Genomic DNA, 13757 nt, shown 5'->3' with positions numbered 1-13757 from the left:
TGGTTGTAAACAAACGGTAAGAACCGCCATATAAATCGTTGGTTGATATTACCTCATCTCCAGGTTGAAGCATTTTGATTAAACAATCAATTGCTGCAACTCCAGAACCAAAACAAGCTCCAAATCTTGCATTTTCTAAAGCTGCGATATTCTGCTCTAAAGCATGTCTGGTAGGATTTTGAGATCGTGAATAGGCATAGCCTTTATGCTTCCCTACCGCTTCTTGAACATAGGTACTGGTCTGATAAATCGGTGTCATAATTGCACCGGTTGCCTCATCTGGTTCCAGTCCTGCATGAATAGCCTTTGTTCCGAATTTCATATCCCTTTTTCCAATTGACTCCCTAAGTAGGGTTTGATTGCTAAATGTATGGCTACAAATGTAAGTCAATGCCTAGAGATTATCAATCAAAGGATGACAATTTAGTCGTAATAGAACTCAACAATTGAAGGATTTATGGAATTACCAAGGTTTTGAATTTTGAAACTTGACTATACACCAGATTAGCATGTCGGGTAGACTTTTGAATCTCCAATTTCAAATTTACCCACAAACAGTGACAGCAATGACAGTCCACAAAAGAAAAAAGTCCGATACGCAGTGTACAGGACTTTAATATATAGACTTTTACTTCTTTTATTTCTTAGGATTGGCAAAAGTGGTAATATCCTCTGCAGAGATTTCGTCTCCGCATAAAATAATCAACCTTTCGGTGATGTTTCTCAACTCTCTAATGTTCCCGGTCCAGTTCACCTCTTGCAAGGCTTTGAGCGCTGCATCAGAAAACTTCTTTCTTGGAATACCATGTTCTGCACACACCATAGTCATAAAGTGCTCTGCCAACAATGGAATATCATCTTTGCGCTCATTTAAAGAAGGAACGTGCATTAATATTACACTCAACCTATGGTATAAATCTTCTCTAAAATTACCAGCTTCAATTTCTTTTCTCAAATCTTTATTGGTTGCCGCCAAGACTCTACAATTCACTTTGATGTTTTTCTCACCCCCCACGCGTTGTATAGTATTTTCTTGCAAAGCACGCAAAACTTTGGCCTGAGCCGAAGCACTCATGTCTCCAATTTCATCTAAAAACAAGGTACCTTTTGAAGCCAACTCAAACTTCCCTTTCTTCTGCTTTACTGCCGAAGTAAAGGATCCTTTCTCATGTCCGAACAATTCACTCTCTATCAATTCAGAAGGAATGGCTGCACAGTTCACTTCTATGAAAGTCTCCTCTTTTCTAGAACTGTTGTCGTGTAAAGAACGCGCTACCAATTCTTTTCCCGTTCCATTTTCACCTGTAATCAAAACACGCGCATCTGAAGGTCCCACCTTCTCTATCATTTCTTTGATCGTTAAAATCTCAGGCGTCTCACCAATGATAGATGAACCTTTGAATTTACGCACCGTTTTCTTTAACACTTCCTTTTCTTCTACCAAAGAGCTCTTGTCTTTCGCATTTCTAATGGTTACCAAAATACGGTTCAAATCCAAGGGCTTTTCAATGAAATCGAAGGCACCATTTTTAATTGCTTCTACAGCTGTCTCTATGTTTCCATGTCCAGAAATCATAATCACAGGACTCAATACTTTCTCCTTTCTAAAAGCTTCCAATACTTCCATTCCATCCATCAAGGGCATCTTGATATCGCAGAAAATGATGTCATAGTATTGTTGCGTCGCCAACTTCACTCCTTCTTTTCCATTTTCGGCTTCATCCACCTCAAAATCTTCAAATTCTAGAATTTCGCGTAGCGCTCGTCTTATGCTTTTTTCGTCGTCTATGATCAGTATTTTACTCATGTTTTTTCTTTTGTAGAATCTTGGGACACCTAAAATAATAAAAAGTCCTTAGGGCGCGAGAAGGCTATGAGGTTTGGACTGTTAAATATTTGCTAAAGGTTTTTTAGATTCGGTAAACTTCATGCTATTTGGCAATAGTTCCACTCTGTTTTAATTACGACTCCTCGACTCCGCTCGGAAACCTAGGAGGCATTATACATAATGTATTTAGCTTATCCAGAAGGAGGCATGCTAAACGATTTTTTCAGTGGAGGTAGTCTTTCAATTTTTTAAATGATAACACCTAGCATCTATAACTTAAGCTCCAACCTCTGTTACTTAAAACCATGTGCTGAGTTAAGAATTCTCGAGCGCTTAATTCACTCGACTTTTTCACATCCACACAAAGTTCACTTTCCGAAACTTGTTCCAAATGTTGCGGGAGCATCAATTCGTCTTTGTCCTTATGTGCTTCAAGATAGCTCATCAATTTGCGCAAAGTTTCAACACCTGTATTTGCACTCAACTTCATGTCTTGCGCCTTAAAGGATCTAAAACAAGTAATGCGTTCTTGTGCGCGTGTCATCAATACATTCAAACGTTTTTCTCCACCCACCTTATTTAGAGGACCAAAACGCATGGCAAACTCACCCTCTTTGTTCGGTGCATAGGTTGTTGATATAATCAGGTGCCTGCATTCATCTCCCTGTACTTTTTCCAAGGTTTTGATAAAGCAATTGTTCTGGTCATCTTCCAAGTACATCATTTGCTCAGGAGAAAGGGTCTTGCTCAACAATTTCACTTGTTTATCATTAAAACATACAATACCCAAATCTTTTTGTCCTGCCGCTAGGAGTTCTCCAATATAGTCAGCCACAGCTTGAGCTTCTACTTTGTTTCCTTTCTCCAACATAACACCGGGTACATCCTTCACCTCCAAAACAGGTGCTTGCGTTGCAGGACCTGGAAAAACTTGTAAACTGCTCTGGTAAAAATTACGGTTAGAAAAATCTATCAATGCATTATGCTTAGATCTATAATGATGTTGCAAATGCAAATTCTTCAACTGAAAACTTGCTTGGTGGAGAATATCCCCTTCCTCTGTATCCCTTTCAAAGTACAAACTTGGCGACATCTGCTGAGAATCTCCTGTTATCAGACATCTTTTGGCCCTGTGAACACTTCCCAGCGCATGAGTCATAGGTATTTGTGAAGCCTCATCCAAAATCAATAGGTCTAACAGATTTTGCTCCAAAGGCAAAGTATCTGCAACTTGAAAGGTATTGAGTAAAAACAGTGGTTGAATTGCCCTTAACCAATGTTTGGCTTCGCTGGTCATGAGCTCCAATAAACTCTTGTGACTTCTGGATTTCCCAAACTCATTGATTAGGATTTTCTTACCTATTCGCAGTTCTTTTTTCAGGGCTTTTTTGGCTTCATCTAACTTCGCTGCCGGCGTTGCTAACAAGGTATTATAGCTTTCGAACTTTTCTTTTTGCTTGTCTTTAAGTACTGCTGAAAAAGTATTTTGCTCTTCTGCAATGTGTTTTGCGATTCTTTCAATACCATAATTCAACGCTTCTCCGTCAAAAGTAGACAAGTCAGGGTTGAGGTGTTTAAACTTTAACCAAGCTGTTTTGACTACCGCCATTTCTATCTCTTCTATATCCGAATAGTTGACATAAGCATAGCGTGCTGCCTTATCTAGATTTTGAATTCTTGGTAAAACTGCTTTACAAAAAGGAAGCGCATTCAAAATTTCATTACAATGTTCTGTACAGTTAGCATCTGCTGAAATTTCTTGAAAGTAAATCTTAAAAAACTGCCTTAGCGCATTGTATTCTTTTGCTTTTTGATATAAATCAATACGTTCAGCATCAGACATCGCAGCTATTACTTTTACAATATTCACATCTGCACTTCTACTTCTGTCTATCGTATTTTTATAACTGTTTAAATGCTTGATGTCTTCGGGCAAGTGCTGCTTTCTTAGTTTGGCTTTAAGCTCTACGAGTTTAGCCTCAACTTCTTCTAAACGTTTTAGGTTCTGGAGTCCACCAGGAATTGCTTCATAGTGTAACTCGGTGAGTCGTTTTAGTTTATTCTTTACCCTAAAATGCGAAAATCTAAATCCTTTTTCACTTTCAAAAAAATCAAGAAAGCCTTGTATCTCACTAAGACTTATGTTCTTATTCCAATTCTCTCTTTCCTTTAGCAAGAGCTCTTTTTCATCCAACAATTTATGGTAAGCAGTATAACTTCTATAAAATGCTTTCTGCTGTGTACTCTCTTTTTCTAAGAGTTCTTTTGGGATCAACTGTTCATCATAAAAGAAGAGGTGAATGAAATCACTGTAGCGGATACGTTCTTGTACTTCGGCAACACTTAAATCTGTTCCAAACAACGCTTCAACCTGAAGATTCATTTCTGTTAATTCTTTAGTAAAAGCTGATAACTGCTCTTCGCTTTCAAAAATCAAAGAGGGCAGCTGTGCCCATGACTTATGCGTTTTGAAATATTCATCTTTTAAGAAAAATGAGAGCTCCTCTTTACACGCTTGCCAATCTTTAAGATCAGGTAATTGATCATTAACCTCAACTTTGTCGAGATCCCTACCCTCCCATAACGATTTGAATTCCCATAAACTAATACCGCCTATGGCTGTTGGACTTTTTAGTCGGTCTAATCGGTTATCTAATTGCTGAATTTCTAATTCACTAATGTTCAACAAAGTTGCCTTTGAAGGAATATGATTTTCTAAAAACAACCATGCCTCCTTGAGCTGTTGTATAAATTCCTTCTTGTATTGTTTCCCTTTGTAAAAACACAAAAAATGATGAAGATCTGCTTTTTTGAATTTCTCGTAGATGACTTCCAACGCTACCGATTTTTCAGAAGATAGCAAAGCAGAGTAACCTTCTGATAAGGCTTTTGCCAATACATTGCTTATGGTTTGCGATTTCCCCGTACCCGGAGGTCCTTGCAAGACTACATCTTCTTGACACAAGGTTTGAAAAACTTCAATTTGATCTGTATCAGCATACGTTAACAAACCATCACCAAAAGGTAAGCTATCTGTAGGATTCTTTGCATACCCCAGCATTTGAGTAAGGGATGAGGCCGCAATATCTTGTTCTGCTAATTCTTGTAACTCCCTTAGAATATTGAAACGATAAGGATGCACATTGGCCAAAGTATTGACCTTTTCAATTTTATAAGCAACTTGCTCTTGTTGAAAAGCAGCTTCTATATCTTCAAGACTTGCTTCTTCTTTTAATTGAAAAACACTTTGAAGAAAAGGATTAAGAAAAGTACTTTCTAGCAAAGGTTTAAAAACAATACACTTCCCTAATTCAACTTTTTTATAACCTACATGGGTAAGGTAAATGGGCGTTCTAATTTCTTCTTCTTTCCAATTCCAGGTAATTAACTCCTGCACCAAGCAAAGCGTTTCTATACCGCTATTCTTTCTGTAATCTTCTGCTTCTGTATACAGTTTTCGTGCGCTACCTTTAAACGCATAACTTTCATCATCACGAAAACTCAATGGATTTTTAGCGCATACGAAATTCACCAAAGGATCTTTGGTTGATTGGGTTATTTTCAATTGGGCCCAATTCTGGATTTCTTTTTGCACTGTCATCACAACGAAAATAAGCTTTATCCTTTATTAGATTTGAATTATTTGAGAAACAGTATCACTGGAAAAAGGATAATACCTTAAATTTTTAAATAACCGACACGAGTCGGTACTTAAATCATTTAATTTTCAAATCCCTCAAATCATCAAATTCCTTGACTACCCGAAATCCTATCCCAGGCTTTCTTTGTGGGCTGCGATAATTTCGTCCATCACCTCTACTAATTTTCCGGTAAGGGCTTTGCGTTCGTAATCTTTAGGATCTGAAGAATATTTTAGTGTATCAAAATCTTGATTGAAGAAAGCATCGAAGTTCTCTTCTTCAAATCCGAAGACCTCACCATAATTTTGATCGATGATCTTTGCCGCATCTCCAGCTTTTGGACCTATCATTAGAATAGGTCGTTCTGCAGCCATGTATTCGAACATTTTCCCGGTTAAAATACCCAGTGCATTTGGCGTATTGTTAACTACCAAGAGTAAAACTTTACTTCGCTTTTGCTCTGCTACGACTTCGCTGTGTGCGAGGTAATCTATTTTATTGAGGTAAGTATTTAAACCTTCTTTCTCTATAGACTCTAAAACGGCAATATCTACTTTACCGATTAGTCTAACCTCTAGTTTTTTCGCAAACTCAGCATCTGTTTGTACGCGTTTTCCAAGGTATTTCCACAAGTTCTCGGGGTTCCTATCCCTGTTCATAGAACCGATGTGTACAATGCTGATTTTCTCATCTACCGTTACAGGGTCTGTTACAAAGTCATCTTGGTCATAACCATTGGTAATGACTTTTACATCTTTGGCACCAAGTGCCTCAAGTTCTTTAGCCAGGGTTGGTCCAACTGTAATGACTTTATCAGATTTCGTCAATACACCTTTTTCTAAACGCTTGTGCTTTTTATCGGCCCAATTGCTGAGTTTAAGGTCTTTGTAGAAATCTATATTGGTCCAAGGATCTCTAAAATCTGCTATCCAAGGAATTTCGAGTTTATGCTTTAATTCTTGAGCGATCAAGTGCATACTGTGCGGTGGACCACTCGAGATAACAATATCTACAGGTCTACTGCGCAAGTAATTCATCAGGTATTTAATGGAAGGTTTGATCCAAAACTTTCTGGCATCAGGAATAAACAGATTTCCCCTTAACCAAACAGCAATATCTTGAAGTTTACTTGATTTTTTATTTTCGGAAATGAATCCGGCATTTACCTTCTCTTCCTTCTTTTGACCAATGAACTTTTTGTACAAATCATAGGGCTCCCAAATTGGAGTTTTGATGATTTCTAGTCCTTCCGGAACATCTTTAAAAAGTCCGTAGTCTTCAGAAGGGTACTCCCCATCCTCTACAGTGTAGACAACAGGATCGTACCCTAAATCTGGTAAATGTTTTACGAATTTCAACCAGCGCTGTACTCCGGCTCCCCCACTGGGTGGCCAATAATAGGTAAGTATCAGTACGCGTGGTCTTCTCTTCATCTTATGCTAATTTCTCTTTGATCAATGCTATAGCATCATCCAATCCTGCAGGGTTTTTACCTCCTGCTGTTGCAAAGGCAGCTTGACCACCTCCACCACCTTGGATGAATTTAGAAGCTTCTCTTACCAATTGTCCAGCATTCAAATTTTTCGCTTTCGCTAGGTCATCGTTAATGATGATAGACAAAGTACATTTTCCGTCTGCTTCACCACCGATAACGGCAAATAAGTTTTCTACTTCACCTTTCAATTGGAACAAGATATCTTTAATTGAACCACCGTCTAATCCAGCCTTAGTACCGATAAAGTTAAACCCATCCATCTCCTCTACTTTAGATTTGATTTCAGATTTCATCATCGTTGCTTTCTCTTTTTGGAAGGCTTCTATTTGCTTACTCAATTGCTTGTTCTTCTCTATTAAGTCTTCTACTGATTTGGCCAAATTCTTTGGGTTCTTCAATAAACTAGCTACTTCGGCTACTGTGTTTGCTTTCTCTTTGTAAAAGTTCTCTGCCTCCGCATTCGTGATGGCTTCAATTCTTCTTACACCTGCAGCAACCGCTCCTTCAGAAGTAATTTTAAACAATCCTATTTCTCCTGTGTTTCCAACGTGTGTACCTCCACAAAGCTCAACAGAATCTCCAAATTTGATGACCCTTACTTTATCTCCATACTTCTCACCAAACAAGGCCATAGCTCCCATGTTTTGTGCTTCTTCCATAGCTACAGCACGCTTTTCATCTAGTGCAATATTGGCTCTAATTTGTTGCGTTACCATGGCTTCAATTTTCTCTATTTCCTCATCCGTTACCTTAGAGAAATGAGAGAAGTCGAAACGCAAGTACTTATCGTTTACCAAAGATCCTTTTTGCTCTACGTGATCTCCCAACACTTCTCTTAATGCATGGTGCAATAAGTGCGTAGCTGAGTGATTACTTGCCGATAAATTTCTTTTTGTTTCATTTACCACAGCTTTAAAAGTTGCTTCTACATCTTTCGGCAATTCTGTGCTTAAATGAACGATAAGGTTGTTTTCTTTTTTCGTATCGAAAATCGCCACTTTTCCGTCGCCATTTTCTATATATCCTTTATCTCCAACTTGTCCACCACCCTCTGCATAGAACGGAGTTTGGTTAAACACCAATTGGTAGAATGATTTTTTCTTTTGGGTTACCTTACGGTATTTTGTGATTTTAACATCTGCCTCTAAATTGTCGTAACCGATAAAATCTACGTCGTCTCCACCAGCAACTGAAATCCAGTCTTCTGTTTCAACTGAAGTTGCAGCTCTAGATCTCTCTTTTTGCTCATTCAAGCAAGCTTCAAAACCTTTTTCGTCTACTGTTAACTTGTTTTCTTTGGCAATTAACAAAGTTAAATCGAATGGGAAACCAAAAGTATCGTACAATTCAAAGGCTGCATCACCATTCACTACATCAGAACCTGCGGCTCTTGTAGCATCCATGATAGCATCCATACGTTTAATACCTTGCTCCAAAGTTCTAAAGAAGCTATTTTCTTCTTCTCTAATTACTTTTTCAACCAGTTCTTTCTGACTCTCCAATTGCGGGAAAGCTTCACCCATTTCTTGTACCAACACCTTGCTCAAATCAGCCATGAAAGACTCATTTAAGTTCAATACAGAGTAACCATATCTCACCGCTCTTCTTAAGATACGACGAATAACATACCCTGCTCCAGTGTTCGATGGCAACTGACCATCACAAATAGAGAACGCAATTGCACGAACGTGATCTGCAATTACACGTAAGGCTATGTCTGTTTCTTCCTTTTTACCGTAATCCACCTTCGCCACTTTAGCGATGTGTTGAATAAGACTTTGGAATAAATCTGTATCGTAGTTCGATTGTTTACCTTGAAGCACCATTGCCAAACGTTCTAAGCCCATCCCTGTGTCGATGTGCGTTTCTGGCAATTTCTCCAGGCTTCCGTTTGCTTTCCTTTGGTATTGAATGAACACTAAGTTCCACACCTCAATTACATGAGGGTGATCCATATTCACCAAAGATTTACCATCAACCTTCGCTCTTTCTTCATCAGAACGAATATCAACGTGAATTTCAGAAGCTGGACCACAAGGACCAACATCTCCCATCTCCCAGAAGTTATCTTTTTTGTCAGACAAAATAATTCTGTCCTCTGCTACGTGCTCTTTCCAAAGTTCAAAAGCTTCGTTATCTACATCTAAACCATCCTCTTTGTCTCCTTCGAAAACAGTTATGTATAAACGCGACTTATCAATTTTGTATACCTCCGTAAGTAATTCCCAAGCCCAGTCAATTGCTTCTTTTTTGAAGTAATCTCCGAAGGACCAGTTTCCTAACATCTCGAACATGGTGTGGTGGTAAGTATCTACACCAACCTCTTCTAAGTCGTTATGCTTTCCTGAAACACGTAAACACTTTTGTGTATCACATACTCTCCTGTCGGCAGGTACGCTATGACCTAAGAAATAATCTTTAAACTGATTCATTCCGGCATTGGTAAACATCAATGTTGGATCATTTTTAATTACCATTGGTGCCGATTCCACGATTTTGTGGTTTTTAGACTCAAAAAACGCTAAAAATTGGCTTCTAATTTCTTGTATTGTCATCGCTAAATAACTTATTTTCAATAAATAAACCCCTGTTAAGGTATGTTAACACTTGGGCAAAGTTAGATTATTTGTATAATTTTGTATCGTTTTTTAAAGAAATTTAATGGGAAAAACAAAGTATAAATACAATCCTAAAACCCTCGCTTACGAGGAAGTACAGATTAGTTTTGGACAAAAACTTCTCAAAGGATTGATCATAGTTGCACCTAGTGTAATTATAGGATTGGGTTTGGCGTTTGTTTTTGAGACGAGTGTTGAGACTCCCAAGGAAAAAGAATTGAAAGCCCAACTCGAGCAGAAGGATTATGCTTTGAATAAATTAAATGCGATAGCTAAAGCGAATTTAAAGGTACTCAAAGACATAGAAGAGAAAGAAAGACAGCTTTATAGAGTAGCCTTATACGCCGAAGAATTTCCAGAAGATTTGAGAAGAATGGGAATTGGAGGTTCAAATAAGTACAAGGAATACGAAGACATGTCAAACTCCAAGTTGTTAATTGAAACAGCTAAAACGATAGACAGTGTTAAGAGTAAGCTTTATGCGCAGAGTCTTTCTTTTAAAGAACTTTTACAGCTCGCCAAGGAAAGAGAAAACAGACTATCTTCTTTACCCGCAATTCAACCCGTAAGTAACGATGATTTAAAGCGTACAGCTTCTGGGTATGGTTGGAGAATCGACCCTATTTACAAAACTCGTAAAATGCACTGGGGAATGGATTTCACTGCAGATGTTGGAGCTGAAGTTTATTCTACAGGAGATGGAGTTATTGTAGAAGTGGTAACCAACTCATGGGGATACGGAAAAGAAATTGTTATTGATCATGGTTTTGGATATAGAACAAGATATGCTCACTTGAGCAAGTTCGAAGTTAAAAAAGGTGATAAAGTAAAACGTGGAGATTTAATCGGCTTAGTGGGATCAACAGGTAAAAGTACTGGACCTCACTTGCACTACGAAGTAGAAAAGGATGGTCATAAGGTTAACCCAGTTAATTTCTACCATTCTGACTTAACACCAGAAGAATACGAGAAGTTAATTGAACTGAGTCAGAACTATTACCAGTCATTTGATTAATCATATAAATACTCAAAAAAGAAAGGATGCAGCTATTTTGCATCCTTTTTTGTTTCTTATAAAAAAAGCGTCCTGTACTACTACAGAACGCTTAAACCATGAAATGTAATTACTGACAATGTTTTTAACGGTTGTCTATTGTTGCTTTTGCTGTGTAAGATAATACAAATAATCGGGATTGACAAAAGGCCTAAAGGTTTTAGACCTGTAAACTTTTAAGGAAAATGGAGATGTATTATCTGCCTTACTTTTGGAAGAAATAGGTTTTATCGTGTTTTCTAAACAAATACCTACTCGGTAAGTACGAGGCGATTACACCCAAAACAATGGCTGAAACAATAATCATAAGTCCATCCATCCACTTTAAAGCAATAGGGAAAAACTCACCGTTTGAGTTAGGCATTTTAACGAAGCCAAAATTAATCTGTAGAATACAAATGGTATACCCTAAAATTATCCCTAAAAATATCCCTCTAATACTGATCAATAAACCTTCGTAAAAGAACACCTTAAACATCGCCTCTTTATCAATCCCCATACTGTAGAGTGTTTTGATATTATCTCTTTTCTCCACGTAAAGCATGGTTATAGAAGCAATCAAGTTAAAGCTTGAGAGGATAAAAATGAAGATGAGGATGAAAATAACGATGATGCGTTCCGACTTCGAAGTTTTAAAGATCAGCTCGTTTTTTTCAAAATTTGTTTTCACCACGAAGCCTTTCGGTAAAACCTCATACAGTGCTTGTTTCACCTCCTCATTATCATAGGCAGGATCTACACTTAAATAAACGGCAGAGATATCCCCTTTGTATTTTAATAGGTCATTTGCAAGTTCAAAAGGCAGTACAACTTGTTCGTCGTTCACTTCTTTATTGAAGTTCATACTCCCACCTATATAAATGTGCTTAGTACTTAAAGGATTTTTACCTGGTCTAAACTTACCTTCCCTTAACGGAACATTAAACAAGACACTGTTTTCATTTGCAAAACGCGGAACATACGTGTCTAATTTCTGAAGAAGCCCAACCCCAAAAAGCGCCACAGGCAAGCCCTCAAAATCAAATATAGCATCCCCTTCATAGAGGTGACTACTCATTTTAGACATACGGAGAAAACTTGTGTCTACCCCTGTCATACGGGCTTTCACCCATTTATTTCCTTTTCTTAAAATTACTATTTCCTCTAGGGCCCGGGAGAGTCCATCTACTCCTTCAAAATTTCGAAGGGTATCAAGGTCTAAAAAGGATTGGTTAAAGGTTTTCCCTTTTTCACTTCTAATCGTGAGGTCAGTGTCAAAATCGGTATAGAGACCCACCACAATTTTTTCAATACCATTAAAAGCGGAAAGAACCACAATGAGCGCCATCGTTGAAACCATAATCCCCACCACACTTATTTTAGAAATAAGGTTGATGATATTTGTTGATTTCTTCGATTTAAAATATCGGCGCGCTATGTGAAAAGATATGTTCAAATAAGGGAGTTTATTTCTTTAACAATTCGTCAATCTTCATTGCGTAATCTAACGAATCATCAATATCAAAAATAAGGTCTGGCATTTTCTTCATATTCTTCAAACGCTTCCCTAGTTCTGCTTTGATTTTCCCTTTATTCTCTCTTATACTCTCTAAGACTTCTTCTTTTGAAGGTCCTGCAAAAATACTTAAGTACACACGAGCCAACGATAAATCTGGAGTTACCCTAACTACCGTTACACTTGCCATTGCACCTAAACAATACTCTCTGGCATTTCTTTGAAAAACACCTGATAATTCTTGTTGTATAACTTGCTCTATTCTATTTTGACGTACAGTTCCCATACCGCAAAATTAAGAATTGTTTGTATAGTGTTCACCTAGAAAAACAAAAACCTATCTTTGCATGAGATTATGAAGCAGTTATTCAAAATATACAAGGCCACTTTTAAGTACAAAGCCCTTGCATTAATCACGATATTTTCCAACTTATTATACGTCATCTTCAACTTAGTTTCTTTGGTGCTTTTTGTACCTTTTCTCCAATTGATCTTCCCCAAAGGAGACGAGGAAATTGAACGTGTTGCCGATCCAGTATTATCATCATACAACCCTGCTGCCATCATAGAGTATGCAAAAGACGCCTATAAGTTTTTTATGCAAAGTATGGTTGATAGAGGACCCAAAGAGGCCCTTTTCTTTGTATGTTGCTCGGTTTTGGCCGCCTTTTTTCTTAAAAACTTATTTCGCTATATCGCTATTTACAACCAATCACAATTGCGTATGGCAGTAGTAAGAGATTACAGAGACGCCCTTTTCAATAAATCGATGCGTTTGCCTATGTCTTACTTTACTGAAGAGAAAAAAGGAGATTTAATGTCGCGCATGAATGCAGACGTTAATGAAATTGAAATCGCTGTTGTGGCCATGTTGGAGCTTTTATTTAGAGATCCTATATCTATCATTATTACCGTTTCTGTATTGATCTATTGGAGTCCGAGTTTAACGTTGTTCTCTTTTATTCTGTTACCGCTATCGGCATTAGTAATTTCTAGAATTGCCAAAAGTTTAAAACGTACAGCCAAACAGGGACAAGAACAAATGGGCGTTCTCTTTTCTTTCTTAGATGAATATTTAGGAGGAATAAGAATCGTAAAAGGATTTAATGCAACAGGTAAAGCCGTTGAAAAATTTGCGGCTATCAACTTACGCCACCAGAAACTCATTACCAAAACATTTAGAAAGAAAGACCTGAGTTCTCCTTTAAATGAATTTTTAGGAGCTACTGTAATGATAGGGATTGTTTGGTTCGGTGGAAATATGATTTTGGACGGAACCGATCAAGATGGATTTACTGGAGAAGAATTCATGGGATTCATAATTGTGTTCTCGCAATTGCTAGTTCCTATACAGGCCGTTGCCAAAAACATTGGAAACATGAATAAAGCCAAAGCTTCTCAAGACAGAATAGATGAAACTTTGTTTACCAATGAAAAAATATTAGACCCTACTTCTCCTCAAAAAATGGAAGGGTTGAAAGAGAAAATTCGCTTTAACAATATTTCTTTCGCCTACAAAGATGAGAAGGTGATTAAAAACGTTTCTTTCGATATCGAAAAAGGAAGAACTGTTGCTTTAGTAGGAGAGTCTGGAAGTGGAAAATCTACTTTGGCCGATTTACTTCC

9 protein-coding genes are annotated in these 13757 nt (G+C 37.7%); 2 read left to right on the top strand and 7 right to left on the bottom strand.

Annotated elements, in window-relative coordinates:
• The 5 genes from AC22ZQ_RS06770 to alaS all read right to left on the bottom strand — a co-directional run.
• Positions 1-322: PLP-dependent transferase (locus AC22ZQ_RS06770; RefSeq protein ID WP_318958024.1), on the bottom strand; the 322-nt coding region annotated here is incomplete at its 3' end.
• Positions 323-637: 315 nt separating this feature from the next.
• A complete protein-coding gene (locus AC22ZQ_RS06765) occupies positions 638-1807 on the bottom strand; it encodes a sigma-54-dependent transcriptional regulator (RefSeq protein ID WP_318958023.1) in 1170 nt (389 codons plus the stop codon).
• 283 nt (positions 1808-2090) lie between these two features.
• Positions 2091-5429, bottom strand: a complete 3339-nt coding sequence (locus AC22ZQ_RS06760; protein WP_318958022.1) for an AAA domain-containing protein — start codon at positions 5427-5429, stop codon at positions 2091-2093.
• 168 nt (positions 5430-5597) lie between these two features.
• Positions 5598-6902, bottom strand: a complete 1305-nt coding sequence (locus tag AC22ZQ_RS06755) for a glycosyltransferase (RefSeq protein ID WP_318958021.1) — start codon at positions 6900-6902, stop codon at positions 5598-5600.
• Position 6903: 1 nt separating this feature from the next.
• Positions 6904-9519 (bottom strand): alanine--tRNA ligase, encoded by a 2616-nt coding sequence (gene alaS / locus AC22ZQ_RS06750; RefSeq protein WP_318958020.1) that lies wholly within the window; start codon positions 9517-9519, stop codon positions 6904-6906.
• Between the two features lie 106 nt (positions 9520-9625).
• Here alaS and AC22ZQ_RS06745 point away from each other — a divergent pair, with 106 nt between their 5' ends.
• Positions 9626-10597: a M23 family metallopeptidase gene (locus AC22ZQ_RS06745; RefSeq protein WP_318958019.1), complete on the top strand. Its 972-nt coding sequence runs from the start codon at positions 9626-9628 to the stop codon at positions 10595-10597.
• A 244-nt stretch (positions 10598-10841) separates the two neighbouring features.
• Here the strand turns inward: AC22ZQ_RS06745 and AC22ZQ_RS06740 are convergent, their stop codons facing one another.
• Together AC22ZQ_RS06740 and rbfA are read right to left on the bottom strand one after the other, a co-directional pair.
• On the bottom strand, positions 10842-12071 hold the full coding sequence (locus tag AC22ZQ_RS06740; protein WP_318958018.1) for an FtsX-like permease family protein: 1230 nt from the start codon (positions 12069-12071) through the stop codon (positions 10842-10844).
• 10 nt (positions 12072-12081) lie between these two features.
• On the bottom strand, positions 12082-12417 hold the full coding sequence (gene rbfA, locus AC22ZQ_RS06735; protein WP_318958017.1) for a 30S ribosome-binding factor RbfA: 336 nt from the start codon (positions 12415-12417) through the stop codon (positions 12082-12084).
• 69 nt (positions 12418-12486) lie between these two features.
• On the opposite strand from rbfA, the gene AC22ZQ_RS06730 reads away from it, so the two are divergent.
• Positions 12487-13757, top strand: a 1271-nt coding sequence (locus tag AC22ZQ_RS06730) for an ABC transporter ATP-binding protein (RefSeq protein WP_318958016.1), incomplete at its 3' end; no start/stop codon positions are given.

It is taken from the genome of Lishizhenia sp. (assembly GCF_057456495.1).
This window is presented reverse-complemented; position numbering and strand designations above follow the sequence as displayed.

What these genes read in the sequence shown, in the direction of transcription:
- rbfA (WP_318958017.1), bottom strand. Translation starts at nt 12,417, where the DNA reads ATGGGAACTGTACGTCAAAATAGAATAGAGCAAGTTATACAACAAGAA.
- AC22ZQ_RS06745 (WP_318958019.1), top strand. Translation starts at nt 9,626, where the DNA reads ATGGGAAAAACAAAGTATAAATACAATCCTAAAACCCTCGCTTACGAG.
- alaS (WP_318958020.1), bottom strand. Translation starts at nt 9,519, where the DNA reads ATGACAATACAAGAAATTAGAAGCCAATTTTTAGCGTTTTTTGAGTCT.
- AC22ZQ_RS06755 (WP_318958021.1), bottom strand. Translation starts at nt 6,902, where the DNA reads ATGAAGAGAAGACCACGCGTACTGATACTTACCTATTATTGGCCACCC.
- AC22ZQ_RS06765 (WP_318958023.1), bottom strand. Translation starts at nt 1,807, where the DNA reads ATGAGTAAAATACTGATCATAGACGACGAAAAAAGCATAAGACGAGCG.
- AC22ZQ_RS06760 (WP_318958022.1), bottom strand. Translation starts at nt 5,429, where the DNA reads ATGACAGTGCAAAAAGAAATCCAGAATTGGGCCCAATTGAAAATAACC.